We start from the raw sequence: 17160 nt of genomic DNA, 5'->3' as shown, positions 1-17160 counted from the left end.
CCCCTATGCCGGTGGGGTTAATTTTTTATGTTGATGCAAATCAACCGGGTTTTTGCTTTCACTTTTTTATTATTCGACAAGGCCCTGGTTTTGCGCTGCGGAAATGAGATATCGGTTATTTGCAGGGTAAAACAGGGGTTTCGTCGAGCGCTTGCATGTTGTGCAATAGTAACTGGCTATGCTATAGCCGTCTCCTCAATTCGCGATTTGAGCATTAATTTATTTAGTAAAGGATAGCAGGAAGGAGTAAGAATATCGCCGTTTTTTTATGCGATATAATTTATTGCCGTATCTTTAGCTTGAGTTGAAACATATATAAAGCATGGTAGTTATTAAACAGGATAATAAACTATCACATTATTTGAACTGCCTCTTTTTATGAAAAAAAGCTTTACCCTGATATTAAGTTTATTATTTGTTTTTACGTTAAGCCATGCGCAACAAGTAAAGCACGACAGCATCCGCATAGCCGTTGAACCTGAATACAACGTCGCAAGCAAAACGCACAGGTTTTTATTTGGTGAAAATTACCGGGCCTTATGGGCAGCGCCGGTTAAACTGCCCATATTCAGACTCGAAGATGAAAAGGGCGGCCTGAAAATATTGCAAAAAGGAGGTGGGTTGCAAACCATGTCGCTACGCTTGCAGGATTCATCGGGCCAGCAATGGGTATTGCGCACCATTCAAAAATACCCTGAACGCGGTTTATCGCCAAGATTACGAGCCACCGTTGCCAAAGATATTCTGCAGGACCAGGTATCGGCCGCACATCCCTTTGCCGCGCTAACCGTGCCGCCTTTGGCGCAAGCTTTGGGTATCCCGCATTCGAACCCGAAAATAGTTTACGTGCAGGACGACCCGGCATTGGGTAAATACAGCAAGGATTTTGCCAACAAGGTTTTTTTGTTCGAAGAACGTGAGCCGCTGGATGCTGAAAAAACCGATAATACCGAAAAAGTACAGCGTAAGTTAAAAGAAGATAACGACAACCACGTTGATGAAAAGACGGTGTTAAGAGCCCGCCTGCTGGATATGCTTTTAGGGGACTGGGACCGCCATGAGGACCAATGGCGCTGGGAAAAAATTGAAGAGAAAAAAGGCAATTTATACCAGCCCGTTCCCCGCGACCGCGACCAGGTATATTACCGTACCTCAGGCGTTTTTCCATGGATCGTATCGCACCAATGGCTGAAAGCAAAGTTTCAAGGCTATAGCGACGAGATCAGGGATATTGATGGGTGGAACTTTAACGCCCGCTACTTCGATCGTTATTTTTTAAACCAATTGAGCGAAGATGACTGGCGCGAGCAAATAACCTATGTGCAAAAAACATTAACCGACAGCCTCATTACTGCCGCAGTAAAACAAATGCCCGATACCATATTTAAACTATCCGGCCCCGCAATCATCACCAAAATGAAAGCCCGGCGCGATAAATTGATGCAACAGGCGCTGGAATACTACCGTTTTATATCAATTTATGTAGAAGTCCCCGCTTCGGATAAAAACGATAACTTCAGCATTAACGAACAAAAAGACGGCGATGTGGAAGTAACCGTTAAAAAAATAAAAAAAGGCGGTGACGCGGATAAAATAACCTTTCACCGCATTTTTAAGCCCGATGTTACCAAAGAAGTACGGCTTTATGGCTTTGGTGGCAGCGATGTGTTTTCGGTAACCGGCGACACGCCATCACCCATAAAAGTAAGGATGTTGGGTGGCAATGGTGTTGATAGTTTTTATGTAGATAAAAAACTGAACAACCGGGGCAACCTGTATGTTTATGACAGGTCCGATTCTACAAACGTGCTGCCGTCGTCTGCCGATGCTCGGCTCCGCACCAGTAAGGATACAGGCGTAAATAATTATGATAAAAAGAGCTTTAGGTACGATAGGTTTGAACCCATTATACTGGCAAATTACAATACGGATATCGGCATATTGCTGATAGGTGGTTTCTCCTATGAGAAGCACGGTTTCCGTGGTGAGCCCTATTCGTTCAGGCAGGAGTTTTTGACTAATTATTCGCTTTCGCGCAAATCGCTGTTGTTTACTTACGTGGCCGATTTTAAGAATGCCATCGGCAATAATGATATCCGCATCAATGCCCTTTCGCGCGGGCCAAATAACGTGAGTAACTTTTTTGGCATCGGCAACGGTACGCCATTTGTAAACCAGGGCAGTAAAGAAATTACTTACTATCGCAACCGCTACGATTTGGTTACCGCCGATGTTGGCCTTTATCATACCTATGGTAACTGGCGTTTAAATGCCGGCGTTGGCGGCCAGTTTTATAACAGCCAGGCTGGTAACAATACAACCAGGTTTTTAAAGGATTATGATGCAGCACACCCTAATGAGAATGTGTTCTCGACCAAATGGTCGGTAGGAGTGGTTGCCGGGGCAGTTTATGATACCCGCAATAAAGGTACGCTGACTACTAAGGGCGTTTATTGGAACACTACGCTTACATCAATGAAGGCGGTAAACGGTTCGCATAATGCTTATTCGCAGCTACAGTCTGAATTTAGCTTTTACCTTAACCCCGACCGCGATTCGGTATTAATAATAGCCAACCGCACGGGTGGCGGCACCTATTTTGGCAATGCCGATTATTTTCAGCAGATAAAACTGGGCGGTCCGCAAACTTTACGTGGCTACCACACCTGGCGTTTTACCGGGCGTACAGCGGTTTACAACAACCTGGAGCTGCGATTAAAAGTGCTGGATTTTACCTCGTACCTGTTGCCCGGCAGTGTGGGTATTCTTGGGTTTAATGATATCGGCAGGGTATGGTCAGCAACGGATAGTTCCAATGCCTGGCATGACGGTTATGGCGGCGGTATTTATGTTATTCCCGCTCAATTGGTGCTGATACAGGCTGCTGTGGGTTTTTCAAAAGAGGGTTCGTTGCCGTATATTTCTGTTGGGTTTAGGTTTTAAATTGATTTATGCAGGGAATACGGAATTTGGCTAAAGCCAATGATTTGCAGCCCTGTACTCCGTCGGTTAAAACCGACGGTAATGAATAAACGCTTTGAAAATTTGCTATGTTGACGGTTAACCCGCGCATGGGGCGTTGCCTTAATTAGGTGCTTTACACGATATTTTTCACCTTCATTGCCGTCGGTTTTAACCGACGGAACAAGCCGTCAGCAAAGATGGCTTTAGCCAAAGTCAGGGATCCTAAACTATTGATATGGTAAAATATTAAAAGCTTTTCTTAATTTGCCCTACCCACTATCACCCTAAATGAAATTTAAGCTAATCCTGTTACTGCTAATATCTTTCCAAACCCTATTTGCGCAAGACTCCTTATACGCACGCAGGATTGTTGATACCTTAACAGCGCCTTACTTTTGGGGCCGTGGTTATACCAAAGATGGCGTGGGCAAAGCAGCAAGCTTTATCACCAACGAGTTTAAAAGTTTCGGTTTAAAGCCTCTTGACGGAATAGATTTTGTACAGCCTTTTAGCTACGATGCCAATACCTTTCCCGGTAAAATGAAAGTGGCCATCAACGGCATCGACCTAAAACCTGGCCGCGATTTTATTGTAAGTCCCGAAAGTAAAGGTATAAAAGGCAGCGGCGATCTTGTAAAAAGTGACAGCGTATCCTTTGTAAATCCCAATAACCGCATTGTAGTGGTATTGCAGGATAAACTCACATGGTCGGTTGAGCAAAAGGCAGCAGATTATACGGGTATATTGGTGGATAAAAAGGCATTGACTCAACAGCCCGCTACTGTTAACGCAGACATAGAAAATAAATTTATACCAGGATTTAAAACCGGCAATGTTTGTGCCTTTGTTCGCGGCACAGCAAAACCTGATTCTTTTTTGGTAATAACAGCACATTACGATCACCTTGGAGGTATGGGCGCCGACACTTATTTCCCCGGTGCTAATGATAATGCCAGCGGAGTGAGCCAGTTGCTAAGTTTGGCCAAATATTATGCGGCACACCCGCAGCGCTATTCCATGGCGTTCATATGTTTTTCGGGCGAGGAAGCCAGTTTGCTGGGCTCGATGTATTTTGCGGAACACCCCCTTATCCCGTTAACCCATATCCGCTTTTTAATAAACCTTGATTTAGAGGGAACAGGTGAAGAAGGCATAACCGTGGTAAATGCCACCGTATTCCCCAGGGAATTTGACTTGATGAAACAGGCCAATACCACCGGGCATTACCTGGTTAAAGTATACTCACGCGGTAAAGCACCTAACAGCGACCATTACCCCTTTACCGAAAAAGGTGTGCCTGCATTTTACCTGTACACCATGGGCGGAATAAAAGCCTATCACGATGTTTTTGATATCAGCAAAACCTTGCCGCTGAATGAGTATAACCATTTGTTTAAATTGCTGGTAGATTTTAATGCGGGGGTGATGAAATAAGAGTATGAATAGGAAAACTATAACCGCTAATTATTTAAAAACCATTGCCTGGTACGACAATACATTAATTGATTGGGCAAACGCCGGAAAACAATATGTTTTGGATGATAGTAAGGCAAAGCAGTTAGGACACGATACATATGGATTCGGTGATGCCGCAATCATTTCTGCTGACGGCGTATATGCATTCATTTACAAAAGATTGGGAACCAAGGGGCTTTTGCTTAAAAACGGTGAACTGCTGAGAGAAATTAACAGGTCATATTACTGCGCTGATGTATATGAATACCCGGCAGCATTTGTGACAGTACTCGACGTTACTTATCTCATTCACTGCCCCCTGGCATACAATCGATTGGATTTTGAAAATGCTGAAACAGGAGAAATTGTTACAGATACTTCTAAAAGAAAACCAGAGGACGTATTTCATTCGAGGTTAGAAGTGAGTAATGATAGTTCATTTTTATTATCTAAGGGCTGGTTATGGCATCCATTAGATGTGGTAAATGTCTATAACATCAAAGATTGCTTTGCCAAGCCGAAGCGACTGGATGTCGCAATAACGTATCCTGATAGAGGGGTCGAAATTTGTACTGCGAGTTTTATCAATAGCACCCAAGTCCTCATTGGGTCATCGGATGAAGTAATAGACGAAGAGAATTTGGACGTACTGCCTCCAAAGCATATTGCAATATGGGACTTAACAAAAAGTGCATTTTCAAAACCAGTAACAGTTAATGCCGAATTCGGAAATCTGTTTGCTATCAATGAAAATTTAGCGTGGGACTTATTTAAATACCCTAAAATTATCGATATCAACACCGGGGAGGTAATTGATAAAATGGAGGACATCGACAGCGGGCAGCAGAAATCGTCAATTATACATCACGTTGAAAATTATCCTCAAATTGTATTTAACAGGGAATCCAAACAAATTGCAATAGCGGGAAAAGATAAGATCGAGGTGTTGACACCTGATATATGACAGAAGTTTTTTTCATTATATATACGGCAAGAATATCTAATTTAAAACCGCAATTTTAATTGCCTGTAAAATCCTATATTTAACTAACTAATCCGGCTGTCACTATGAAAACTTTGCTTTCAATCATCGCGTTTTTCTTTACAGTCCATTTTACGACCGCACAAACCACCCTGCACGGCAAACCCATTGGCGACCCGGCTAAAATTTTAAAAGATGGAATGAGCCTGGCCTACTACAACCGCGATTATTTAAAAACATCCGAAGATTTTAAGGCTTACAATACTTCCGGGCAACCTATAAATAAGAATGAGTTTTTCAGGCAGTTTGCTACAGGTAATTACCTGCCGATGCGGCTTCATTCCAAAAGCGGCAATTACTATCAATTATACAAGTTGGCTCCTAGCGTTAGTGAGGATGTACATTCAGTGCTTCAGAGCTATGGGCAAAACGGCTACAAGCACTTTAAAATGGAGGGCAAAAGGCTGCCCGGTCTAAACTATACCGACATTAATGGCGAGGTTTATAAAAGCCACAATACCAAAGGTAAAATTGTGGTGATAAAATGCTGGTTTTTGCATTGCCAGGCCTGTAATGAAGAAATACCTGCGCTAAATAACCTGGTCGACCAATATAAAAACCGGAAGGATATTGTTTTTGTAAGTCTCGCCTTCGATCCGGTTGACAAACTGAAAGCCTATATGAAGACTCATGTATTTAAGTACGCACTGGCTCACGTTCCGGAATCGTATATTGAGAAACAATTAGGTACAAACGAATATCCAACACATTATGTGGTCGACAAAAACGGATTGATTGCAAAAGTGGTTAACAATGCTGATGAACTGACCGTAGCGCTTAAAACTGAGGCTGCAAAATAACTTCGGCGTTAGTGATGCTTTAAAAACGGCACTTAAAAATGAAAATATTTTTGTAGGGTACAGGGGCGAAAGCATTCGTGTATCGCCATACTTGTATACAACATCATCGGATATTGAAAAGCAATTATTTCAATTTGCTGTCTGCAAAGTGTACCATCGCCTTATGCATAAAGCTTGCAAATTCCGGATTGGCTTTTCCCTCAACTGTGGTATAACGCTCATCGGCAATGTATAAATCTGCAAGGCCTTTATACGTCTCAATTTTTAAATCCGTTGGGTCGCTTACGCCCCAAAAGCTGCGGATGTTGGCGTAATGCCGGGCAATTTGCAATTGTACTTCATTACTTTCAGGGTCTTTATCGGCCAGTGACATTAGCTTTTGAGTGATGTCTTTCTGGTCGGCTTTAAGCTGTTCCAAATTCAATTTTGGCATTTCTAACAATGCATTTTCTGAGCGGAGTACAACGTCTTCGCCCCATTTGGCGATGGCCTCGCTGCGGTAGGCTTCTGCCTGTTCCTTTGGCATGCCCTCGTATAATTCCTGGTAATTACTCATGGTTTTGTTTTTTAAATGATTAACTGTTTTATCAATTGTGTTAAGTAAAACTGTGAAATGATCACGCTTAATAGTCAGCAATTGCTTGTGCCCTTCAAGCGCTTTCAGCAACTCGAACTCCGGGTTGTCAAGTATAGCCCCGATATCTTTCAATGGAAAATCGAGCAGTTTGTAAAAAAGTATTTGCTGCAGCCGCAATAGCTCTTTTTCTTCGTACCGGCGATACCGGGCATCAGTACGAACAGACGGTTTTAGCAGGCCAATCTTATCATATAGGTGTAGTGTGCGCACACTTACACCGGCAAGTTTGGCCAATTGTTTTACCGAATAGTTCCCTTTCATTTTACTTATTTCATTATTTAACCACAAAGCTATGGTATGACGTAAGGTAAGAGTCAAGTGTTTTTTTAAAATAAATTTTTATACCGAACATTAACCCTCAAAATCAGTTAATTAACTATGCAAAACATTTTGTTTTTTGGCGATAGCCTTACTGCCGGCTATGGACTCCCCAATGCCGCCACCGAATCTTTTCCGGCTATAATCGGCCAAAAAATCACTGCAGCAGGGCTTGGTTACCGGGTTATAAATGCAGGCCTCAGCGGCGATACATCGGCGGGTGGTTTGCGCCGCATCGATTACTGGCTAAATCAGCCGGTAAGTGTATTTGTGTTGGAGTTGGGGATAAATGATGTGATCAGGGGTATGGCGCCGCTAACCACTAAAAATAACCTTCAGGCTATAATTGATAAAGTAAAGGCAAAATATCCGAACGCTAAAATAGCCGTTATGGGTATGCAGATGCCTGTATTTTTGCATAGCCCGGTGGCCGGGCAGTTTATGCAAATTTTTACCACCCTGGCTGTTGCAAACAATATAAGCCTCGTGCCATTCTTTTTAGACGGCGTTGCCGGCGTACGCCACTTTAATCTGCCTGATAAACTTCATCCTAATGCCGCAGGTTATAAAGTTATTGCTGACAACGTTTGGCCGGTTATTCAAAAACTGCTTTTATAAGACTATTATGGCGCACAAACACCCTGAATATGGCGTTTTTACACTTTGCCGACTGCAGATTTAAGCCTTATTTTTGATGAAATCAAAAATAATAACATGGCAAACAACGCACAGGCAGAACCTAATGACGAGCACCTTGAACTTTTCGAAACCAGGAAGATACTGAATGTAAAATGGTCGAACCTTAACAACTCGAAGTTTCGCGAGTTTTGCATAAACAATGCCCATATACAGGATGTGAGCGCAACAGGCGTAAAAATTATTGACGCCAATTTAAGCGATCTTGAAATTGAAGGGGCGCAACTTGGCGGAGCCTACATTCATAACATTGGCATGCCGCCAAAGGGGCACCCGGCTTACGACCCTGCTGCAAAACAACGCCCGTTAAAGTTTGAAAACTGCGATCTAAACGGCAGCACTATCACTGATTGCGACCTGAGCAACGTAAACATCAGCGATTGCAATTTGAAGGGAATGAAAATTAACGGCATTTTAGTAGAAGAGTTGCTTAAAAGATGAGCTATCTGTTGGCGTATTTTAAGTTTATCTAAAATATTTGATAAGGACGGACAACCGCGTGATATTAATTCTCGTAATTAAAATATCATGCCAAAGCCGATTCTTATATGCCATAAGTGCCGTGCCGTTTTTCATTTTTCAATTCCAAAAGGATGGTTTTTGAAAAATATCCTGTTTTTTCTACCTGTAAAAATATACTTCTGCGCCAAGTGTAATAAGCGGCGCTACCTTTGGATGTCGGACGAAAATGAAAAAAAACACCAAAGGGTCTAGCGCCATCGGACTATAAATTCGCCTCTTTTCTTTCCGCTGTCTGAAAAATACAAACCACCTGGTATTTACCGCCCCGCGTATAAACATCACTTTTGAGAAGGATGTTTATTTTATACCCATTAAAATTTACTGCTACAGCGAGTGTAAAAAAAATGTTTACATAGGAGTAAAGGACTTAAAGCTACCCGGTCATAAACATTTCCTAACTGCCAATTTCATAAGCCATCCTCATATACATCCGCACTTCGTCGTTTATGTCTTCAGCAAAATACATCCTGAAATGGTGATTGAAATCATTGCTGCCGGGTACCGGCTTTATTTTGTTAAAGCATAAATTGTCTTCGTAAGGCTGTTTAAACGGGAACACCACATCAACAAAGTTTTTACCAAGTTGTATAACGTAGGCAAACCTTTTACGCGCTGCAAAACTTATCATTGATTTTGCCGGGTGCAGCCGCACATCGCCGATTTGCCCGTATTCATTTACCAGATGGTTAAACAGCGCAATGGTATGTTCAGATTTTCCTGCTAAAAAATCAGCCAGTTCTTTGTCGCGACACGAGTGCACCTGGTTGGTATTTACAAATTGCTGTTGGCATAGCGGGCAGATCCACATGGTGGTAGTTGATTAGAGATTAGTTGTTATGTTCAAATATAACAAGATAGGTAATTAGAGAGTAGTCTCAATAGTGCAAATAAAAAAGCGCCCGGTATCTCATCTCCGGGCGCATTAAACTGGAAATCCCAGGCTCTTTTTAGTTCATAGTTGATAGTTCATAGCCGAAGCTGTTAATTGGTTTACTGGTTGAAAAGTTTATAGCCGGGTTATTTTTAACTAATTTCTTACCTCTAATCACTCCGATTTCAGGCTTTTCACCGGGTTCATCAATGCTGCTTTTATGCTTTGGTAGCTTACCGTTAACAATGTAATGACCATTGCGCCTGCAGCAGTTATAATGAAAATCCACGCTGAAATGTCAGACCTGTAGGAATATTTTTGCAGCCAGCTGTGCATAAAGTAATAACCAACCGGGGTTGCAATAACCAACGCGATGGTAACCAGGATCACAAAATCTTTTGATAGCAGCTTCCATAGTGTAAATACCGATGCGCCTAACACCTTGCGCACACCAATTTCCTTAATGCGCTGTTCGGCCATAAACGATGCCATACCGAACAAGCCCAGGCAACTAATGAAGATGGCCAGGGCAGCAAAAAAGCTTGCAAGTTTGCCAATGCGTTCTTCGTTACCGAATTTTTTGGCGTATTCGGTATCAGCAAACTGGTAGTCAAACGGCTGCGCAGGGTTGTATCTTTTAAACACCGGCGCTATTTTTTCGATAGCCTCGCTGGTGCTCATTTTTGGGTTGATTTTAAGTATAACGACATTGCCGCTCCCCCGCATCATGTGGTATAGCATGGGCCTTACGGGCTCGTATGGCGACTCGACAACCATATCTTTAATAACCCCAATCACCTTATAGGGTGCGCCGTCCCAATGTATGGTTTCGCCAACCGGGTGTTTAAGGCCCATAAATTTTGCTGCAGTTTCATTAAGAACAAAAGCCACGGAGTCGGTTAAAAACTGCGCTGAAAAGTCGCGGCCATCTTTAAACTGCCAACCCACGGTTTTGCCGTAGTCAGGCGTTACATCAATGTTGGGGAAGTCAACAGCTAAAGTTGGGTCTTTTCCTCTCCAGTCGAAACCGGCATTGGTTGAATATACGGCGGTTGTAGGGCTGCCTGCTTCGGCAATGCTGGCAATTGCGCCTGTTTTAGATAATTCATCTTTAACTGCTGCAAACTGCTTATGAACGTCGTCGCCTACCATCGACAGCATCATAACGCCATCACGGCTGTAACCTACCGGGCGGTTTTTTGCAAATTGAATTTGCCGGTAAACCACTATGGTGCCAATTATAAGCGTAACTGACACCACAAACTGCGTTACTACCAGTGCCTTGCGCGGTATAGCGGCCAGCCGGCCAACCTTAAATGTGCCCTTTAACACCTTAACCGGCTGAAAAGACGATAGGTAAAGGGCAGGGTAACTACCCGAAATTAGCCCGGTAATCAAACTAAAGCCAACGCCCAGCATCCAGAATAACGGATTGTTCCACGGGATTGCCATCTTTTTACCGGCCACATCGTTAAAAAACGGGAGGCCCAGCTGTACCAAAAGGGCCGCCAGCACAAATGCAAAAATAGTCACCAGCAACGATTCGCTAAAGAACTGGTAAATCAGTTGGCTGCGTAACGAGCCTATTGCTTTGCGGATACCAACCTCCTTGGCCCGCTTTTCGGATCGGGCGGTGCTCAGGTTCATGAAATTAATGCAGGCCAGCAGCAGCACGAACACGCCAATAATACCGAATAGCCAAACGTATTGTATGCGGCCGCCAACAATTTGGCCGTTTTTAAAATCGGAATATAAATGCCAGTTTTTCATAGGGTCCAAAAAAACCTCCGGCTTTTGTTTCAATTCGCTTTTATCTACCTTGCTAAGTTTCACATCTTTTATTACTGCTGATGCCTTATTCACAGCCACATTATCCGCAACCTGTGCCAAAGCCATATAACAATTACATCGCCAGGTATCCTTTTGCTGTTTCATGCCCTGTGCGGTCTGCAGCAACTCCCATGGCGAAATAAAATTCACTTCACTGAAAGTGGAGTTATAAGGGAAATCCCTGTAAACACCGGTTACCTTCACCGTCATGCTATTATCAATCTTCATTATCTTATTCATGGGGTCGGCATCGCCAAAATAGGCTTTAGCTGTCGACGCCGAAAGGAGGATAGATGCAGGGTCGTTAAGGGCAGTTTTGCCACCCTTAAGCATGCTTACCGAAAACATATCAAGTGCCTGGGGTTCAAAAAATGTACCGCTTACATTAAGCTTTTTTTCTCCTTCTGCAATAATATGGCCGTAGATGAAGGATGCCATGGTAACGGCTTTAAAATTGTTGCCATAATCTTTACTTATTTGGTCGCCAATGGGCCAGGGTACACTGGTGCCCGTGCCCTTTTCACCGTTAATATTATAGTTTTGCTTAACCTGCGCCAGGTGGTCGTAGTTTTCAAAGTTTTTGTCGAATGATAATTCGTCCCAGATCCAAAGGCCAATCAACATGGCAACCGCCATGCCTACCGACAGGCCGGTTATGTTGATAAGGGAGTGCGCCTTGTTTTTAACAAGGTTTCGGTACGCAATTTTTAAATAATTCTTTATCATAGCGTTGGGTCATTAGTTCATTTGTTCAATAGTTCATTGGTGAAAAGTTCACAGTTAATGGTTAATAGCCGGAATTGTATGGCGCCTAGGGCTAATGCAATTCGCCCCTACGTTAATAACTGCTACTGCTACCTCCCACCGCCACTTTTTTTACTAACCTCTAGTCTCTAATCACTCGCTTCTCAAACTCCTCACCGGGTTTGTCAATGCCGCTTTAATTGCCTGGAAGCTTATGGTGCATAAGGCAATAGCTACCGATATTATACCGGCCGCAGCAAATACCCATAAGCTTATATTTATGCGATATGCAAAGCCCTGCAGCCAGTTATGCATCACCAGCCACGATATAGGGGCCGAGATCACAAATGATATCACCACCAGGGTCATAAAATCTTTTGATAAAATATATACCACGCTTTTGGTTGATGCACCCAGTACTTTGCGGATGCCTACCTCTTTTGTGCGCTGCAAAATGTTATATGCTGATAAACCAAGCAAGCCAAAACAAGCAATCAGTATTGCCAGCGATGCAAACAGCGTAAACACTTTGCCAAATTGCTGGTCGCTTTTGTATTGGGTGTTAAACTGGTCGTCTAAAAAGAAATAGTTAAACGGGTCGTTGGGGAAGTATTTGTCCCATGTTGTTTTTACGCTTGCTATGGTACCGGTTAAATCGGCAGTTTGTAGTTTGATAGAGTAGGCCTGGCGTGCATCAAGGCGTAATGTTATCAGCTGCGGATCGATTGGTTTTTGCAGACCAAGGTGATGAAAGCTTTGTATTACCCCAATAACTGTCATGGTATCGCCATTTGAAATTTTTCTGCCTATGGCGTCTTCCGGGTTTTTAAAGCCCAATTGCACCATGGCATTCTCATTTATAATGGCTGCCTTTTTATCGGTAGGGAAATCTTTTGAGAAATCCCGGCCGGAAAGTAGCTTGATTTTAAACTGCGAAAGAAAGTCGTAGTCGACACCTAAGCGGTATAATGTGCCGGAGCCGAGTTCTTTATGGTCGAGGCTTTGGTAACTGGTGGTCCAATAAATTTCTTTACCCATGACGCTGGTGGACACGGTCATGCTTTTAATGCCTTTGTTTTTTAATAAATCGGCCTTAAACGGTTGCAGGGAATTTAAGTACAGCGAATCGCTGATGGATTGTACACCGTTTAAAACCAATGTTTGATTAATATCGACCCCAAGCTTTTGGCTGCGCATAAAACTTACCTGCTGGTAAACTATAATGGTGCCGGCAATTAAAATAACGGAGATACTGAACTGAACTACGATAAGGCTTTTGCGTAACAACAGGCCGCCTGATGTATTTTTAAAGGCACCTTTCAAAACCGCCACCGGCTGATAACCCGACAAAATAAACGCAGGATACAAACCTGAAAGCAACGTGCCTGCCAAAAACATCCCTGAAAATATTAACCAGTATTTGGCCGACATGGAAAAGTCAGGGGCACTTTCGCGGCCCATTAAACTATTAAACCATGGGGTTAATGCCACTACGGCAATTGCTGCGATAACTATTGCCATAAAGTTTAACAGCATATTTTCGAACATAAACAACCTGATCAGGGTGCTTTTAGCTGCACCCAGCACTTTGCGTACGCCTACCTCTTTTGCACGCTCAACAGAGCGGGCTGTTGACAGGTTGATATAATTTATCCACGCAATAGCGAGGATGATAAAGCCAATCAAAAACATAAAATTAACAGCGCTGCCACTGCCGTTTACTTCGGCCTCCTGGTTGTAGTTTGAGAGCAGGTGAATATCGCGGAAGGGAATAGTGTAAAGCCTGTCTTTTATATTATTTGCCTTTCGATAATCGGTCTTATTTATATACTTATCTGTAAACCCAGAAAGTTTAGCCTGGAATTGTTGGGCGTCGGTACCGGGTTTTAGCTGTATATAGGTGTAAAAATCATACCAGTTGAAAGCAGTATTGGCCAGGTCGGTTTTATCGCCACCACCGGCCAGCTCGCTCACAAGTGTTGCATATGATACCATGTAATCCAATATCAAATGCGAGTTAAAAGGATAATCTTTAAATACGCCCCCGATTTGAAATGTTTCGTTTGCCCTCGTACCGCGGGCCAGCAGTGTTTTACCCAGCACATCGTCGGTTCCAAAATATTTTTTGGCCATGCTTTGCGATACGATGATTTTGTTGGGCCCTTTTAATGCTGAAGCGGCGCTGCCGCTAAGCAGCTGAACATCCAGCATGTTTATTGCCGATGGGTCGGCATAATAACCCTTTGTTTCGGAGAATTTTATATGTTTGGCATCGTTGCTCAGTAGCAATTCGTCATCAATCAGCCTGCAATAATTTTCTACTTCGGGGTAATCGCGTTTCAGGGCCGGGCCGATGCCGGGATATGATGTGGCTGACTGCCACATCAGTTTGCCCTGTTTGCTCTGGTCGAGACGCAAACGCACAATTTGAGGCGATTTTGCCTGGAAGGTATCATAGCTTCGTTCGTATGATACATACTGAAAGATAAGCAGGCAGCAGGCTATTCCTATAGCCAACCCCAAAATGTTTAACGCGGTGTAGCCCTTTCTTTTTAAAAGGTTACGCATGCCGATGGTGAAGTAGTTTAGTATCATAGTTTTAGTTTATTAGTTCACTTGTTCATTAGTTCATTGGTGAGGCAGTTCATAGTTAATCCCGCACGTGCGGGATAGTTCATGGCCGGAGTTGTATAGCGCATAGGGCGAATGCAATTCGCCACTACATTAATAACGGCTACTTCCCTCTGCCACTTTTTTCCGTACCTCTAATCTCCAGTCTTTAATCACTCACTTCTTAAGCTCTTTACCGGGTTAGCTAATGCTGCCCTGATGGTTTGAAATGCAGAGGTGGCTAATGCCATCACCAACAGGCCGCCTGCGCAAACTGCAAATACCCACCAGCTCATGGTGGTGCGCTGGGCAAAGTCCTGCATCCATAAATTTATTGCGTATACCGCCGCCGGTATGGCAATAACCGATGCCAATATGATCAGCAGCATAATTTCTTTCGATAATAACAACATAATGCTGGAAACGGACGCACCGAGTACTTTGCGTACGCCAATCTCCTTGGTGCGCTGGGCAATATTGAAAATAGTGAGGCCCAGCAGCCCCATGCAACTGATCAATATCGAAAGGCCGGTTGCCCATTGCAACAGGGTAACTGTATGTTGTTCCTTGTCGTAAAGGCGGGCAATACCCTCATCTACAAATTGCAAGTCGTCTGCATCGTCTGGATAAACGCTGTGCCATTCGCTGCGGATGCGAGCCAATGTGCCGCTCCATTCATCGCTGTTTGCGGCAAGCAGTATGTGGAAAGTGCCGCTCATTCTCGCCTCGGGGCTGGTCATCAGCGCCATTGGTGCAATAACGTCATGAACCGTGCCCTGGTCAAAATCGGCAACTACGCCAACTATCTCCATGCGGCGGTCGCCGTTAAAATTATCGACGAACTTACCTATTGCATTCTGCGGGCGCTGAATACCGGCGCGGTGCAAAAAGGCTTCATTTACTAAAAATGCATGGTTGGCATCGCTGGGTAGCAAGTTGCGCCCGGCCAGCAAAGGGATATGGTAAAGTTTGATATAATTCTCGTCGCCGAACTTCATGGCAAGGTCATCCATGTGGATGGTGGTTTTGCCGTCTTTGTATTCGGCCTCTGTGCTGCTGGTATTGTCTGATGCCGGCGCGTCGTGGCCCATACTTACCATGGTTATACCTGGGGTTACCCGTAATTGTGCAAGCAATGTGGCGTTTTGGCGGGCCGAATTGTTTTTAAATGGCGCATTTAGCGTAACCACATTGTCTTTTTTAAATCCGAGGTCTTTATGAAGGGCAAAGTAAATTTGCTTGCCCACCATTGCGGTAGCAATAACGAAGAATTGCGCTATCACAAATTGTGAAACTGTAAGCGATTTACGCAGCAGCGTTTTACGTGTTTGTCCCTGTGCCTGTGTTTGATTTTTTAAGACCGATACGGGTTTATAACCCGACAATACCAGCGCCGGGTACGTGCCCGCGGCCAGCCCTACGCCGATGATAAGCAATAAGCCGAACCACCAGATAAACTGCTGATGCACAAGGTCGAGGTGGATGCCTTCGGGAATGAACCCGGCAAATAGTTTAAGTAAATAAGGCGTCATCATTAACGAGATGCCAAAAGCAACAATGGTTATAAGCAAAATCTCGCTCAAAAACTGGTAAACTAACTGTGCGCGGCTGCTGCCGAGCGTTTTACGGATACCTATCTCTTTTGCCCGCTGGCCACCCTGCGCCGTGCTCAGGTTAATAAAGTTGATGCAGGCCAAAAGCAGCAGGAAAACGGCAATTGCAACCAGGCTATAGATAACACTTTTGCTCGCCCTGTTATTATAATCGGCAATGCCGCCGTATTTTGTATTGAAGTGAATGTCGTCAAGCGGCTGCAGCGCGAAAGCCTGGGTTTTGTGTTTGTTGGTATTGTCCAGGTTTCGTTTAAGCAGTGCATTTAGCTGTTTGGTTACGGCTGTTGCACTAGTGCCCGGCGCGAGCTGTAAAAAAAGCTGCGACTTAACCTGCGCGCGGCCCCAGTTGTCGAGCCGGAGCGACTGGCGTAGCACGTGGTCGGTCAATAAGGTGTTATATGATATAAAATCATGAAAGGTGAAGCCGGTGTTTTCTGTTAGCGGCGCTACGATACCAGTTACAGTGGTTTTAACCGAGTCGTAAATCACTACTTTGCCGATTACCTGACGTAAAGGTTCGCCGGGGAAATATTGCTGCGCCCTGTCGGCGGTAAGCACGGTGTGGTAGGGTTCGTTCAATGAAGCGGGGTTACCGGCCAGCCACTTGTAGTTAATGAGTTTAAAATAATCGGGTGTAGTAAAAGTAATATCCCTTTGCTGCCTGAATTTTTGTTTTGCGGCCGGATTACTTTCCCCCAATTCAACATCGGGAAATAAGGGCTGATCGAGGGGTACCACCAATTCCAGGCCGGTAACTGATGTTTTTGCAGCCATTGGCAAGGGCGAACATACACCCGGATTATATGCCGGCGTGCCGCTAAAGGTGAAATTGGTAACCACGCGATAAATACGGTCGCTGTTTGTTTCAAATTTATCAAACGTGAGATCGAAATACGCCACAAGATAAATAACCAGTGCCGAGCAAATACCAATTGCCAGCCCGATGGTATTGATCAGCGTAAACCATTTGTTCTTCCGGAAAGTGCGAAACGCTGTTTTTATATTGTTTTTTATCATGTTATTTAGTTCATGGTTGATAGTTCATGGTTCATAGCCGA

11 protein-coding genes are annotated in these 17160 nt (G+C 43.9%); 6 read left to right on the top strand and 5 right to left on the bottom strand.

The window, feature by feature from the left end:
* Positions 1 to 378 precede the first annotated feature (378 nt).
* The 4 genes from NAF19_RS03915 (at position 379) to NAF19_RS03900 (ending at position 6261) form a co-directional block, all read left to right on the top strand.
* Positions 379 to 2943 (top strand): BamA/TamA family outer membrane protein, encoded by a 2565-nt coding sequence (locus NAF19_RS03915; protein ID WP_252788481.1) that lies wholly within the window; start codon positions 379 to 381, stop codon positions 2941 to 2943.
* A gap of 309 nt (positions 2944 to 3252) precedes the next feature.
* Positions 3253 to 4398 (top strand): M28 family metallopeptidase, encoded by a 1146-nt coding sequence (locus tag NAF19_RS03910; RefSeq protein WP_252788480.1) that lies wholly within the window; start codon positions 3253 to 3255, stop codon positions 4396 to 4398.
* Positions 4399 to 4402: 4 nt separating this feature from the next.
* Positions 4403 to 5383: a hypothetical protein gene (locus tag NAF19_RS03905; RefSeq protein WP_252788478.1), complete on the top strand. Its 981-nt coding sequence runs from the start codon at positions 4403 to 4405 to the stop codon at positions 5381 to 5383.
* Positions 5384 to 5487: 104 nt separating this feature from the next.
* On the top strand, positions 5488 to 6261 hold the full coding sequence (locus NAF19_RS03900; RefSeq protein WP_252788476.1) for a TlpA family protein disulfide reductase: 774 nt from the start codon (positions 5488 to 5490) through the stop codon (positions 6259 to 6261).
* A 124-nt stretch (positions 6262 to 6385) separates the two neighbouring features.
* On the opposite strand, the gene NAF19_RS03895 is transcribed toward NAF19_RS03900, so the two are convergent.
* Positions 6386 to 7159 (bottom strand): MerR family transcriptional regulator, encoded by a 774-nt coding sequence (locus NAF19_RS03895; RefSeq protein WP_252788474.1) that lies wholly within the window; start codon positions 7157 to 7159, stop codon positions 6386 to 6388.
* Between the two features lie 117 nt (positions 7160 to 7276).
* On the opposite strand from NAF19_RS03895, the gene NAF19_RS03890 reads away from it, so the two are divergent.
* Positions 7277 to 7834 (top strand): arylesterase, encoded by a 558-nt coding sequence (locus tag NAF19_RS03890; protein WP_252788472.1) that lies wholly within the window; start codon positions 7277 to 7279, stop codon positions 7832 to 7834.
* A 96-nt stretch (positions 7835 to 7930) separates the two neighbouring features.
* Entirely contained in the window at positions 7931 to 8353 is a 423-nt protein-coding gene (locus NAF19_RS03885; RefSeq protein WP_252788471.1) for a pentapeptide repeat-containing protein, read from the top strand.
* Positions 8354 to 8828: 475 nt separating this feature from the next.
* Here NAF19_RS03885 and NAF19_RS03880 read toward each other — a convergent pair whose 3' ends face one another.
* The 4 genes from NAF19_RS03880 to NAF19_RS03865 form a co-directional block, all read right to left on the bottom strand.
* Positions 8829 to 9242 (bottom strand): DUF5655 domain-containing protein, encoded by a 414-nt coding sequence (locus tag NAF19_RS03880; RefSeq protein ID WP_252788469.1) that lies wholly within the window; start codon positions 9240 to 9242, stop codon positions 8829 to 8831.
* 237 nt (positions 9243 to 9479) lie between these two features.
* Positions 9480 to 11861 carry an ABC transporter permease gene (locus NAF19_RS03875; RefSeq protein ID WP_252788466.1) on the bottom strand — a complete coding sequence of 794 codons (2382 nt, stop codon included), beginning with the start codon at positions 11859 to 11861 and terminating at the stop codon, positions 9480 to 9482.
* A gap of 171 nt (positions 11862 to 12032) precedes the next feature.
* Complete coding sequence (locus NAF19_RS03870; RefSeq protein ID WP_252788464.1) at positions 12033 to 14474, bottom strand: ABC transporter permease; 2442 nt, start codon at positions 14472 to 14474, stop codon at positions 12033 to 12035.
* Between the two features lie 188 nt (positions 14475 to 14662).
* Positions 14663 to 17119, bottom strand: coding sequence for an FtsX-like permease family protein (locus NAF19_RS03865; RefSeq protein ID WP_252788462.1), 2457 nt, complete (start codon positions 17117 to 17119; stop codon positions 14663 to 14665).
* Positions 17120 to 17160 lie beyond the last annotated feature (41 nt).

Source organism: Mucilaginibacter flavidus, assembly GCF_024055575.1.
Lineage (GTDB): Bacteria > Bacteroidota > Bacteroidia > Sphingobacteriales > Sphingobacteriaceae > Mucilaginibacter > Mucilaginibacter flavidus.
Note: the sequence above shows the minus strand (reverse complement) of the source record. Positions and strands in the feature narration are given on the sequence as shown.

Bases quoted from the DNA above. Each gene is read 5' to 3' on its own strand.
- NAF19_RS03885 (WP_252788471.1), top strand. From the start codon at position 7,931: ATGGCAAACAACGCACAGGCAGAACCTAATGACGAGCACCTTGAACTT.
- NAF19_RS03870 (WP_252788464.1), bottom strand. From the start codon at position 14,474: ATGATACTAAACTACTTCACCATCGGCATGCGTAACCTTTTAAAAAGA.
- NAF19_RS03895 (WP_252788474.1), bottom strand. From the start codon at position 7,159: ATGAAAGGGAACTATTCGGTAAAACAATTGGCCAAACTTGCCGGTGTA.
- NAF19_RS03915 (WP_252788481.1), top strand. From the start codon at position 379: ATGAAAAAAAGCTTTACCCTGATATTAAGTTTATTATTTGTTTTTACG.
- NAF19_RS03890 (WP_252788472.1), top strand. From the start codon at position 7,277: ATGCAAAACATTTTGTTTTTTGGCGATAGCCTTACTGCCGGCTATGGA.
- NAF19_RS03875 (WP_252788466.1), bottom strand. From the start codon at position 11,861: ATGATAAAGAATTATTTAAAAATTGCGTACCGAAACCTTGTTAAAAAC.
- NAF19_RS03865 (WP_252788462.1), bottom strand. From the start codon at position 17,119: ATGATAAAAAACAATATAAAAACAGCGTTTCGCACTTTCCGGAAGAAC.
- NAF19_RS03905 (WP_252788478.1), top strand. From the start codon at position 4,403: ATGAATAGGAAAACTATAACCGCTAATTATTTAAAAACCATTGCCTGG.
- NAF19_RS03910 (WP_252788480.1), top strand. From the start codon at position 3,253: ATGAAATTTAAGCTAATCCTGTTACTGCTAATATCTTTCCAAACCCTA.
- NAF19_RS03900 (WP_252788476.1), top strand. From the start codon at position 5,488: ATGAAAACTTTGCTTTCAATCATCGCGTTTTTCTTTACAGTCCATTTT.
- NAF19_RS03880 (WP_252788469.1), bottom strand. From the start codon at position 9,242: ATGTGGATCTGCCCGCTATGCCAACAGCAATTTGTAAATACCAACCAG.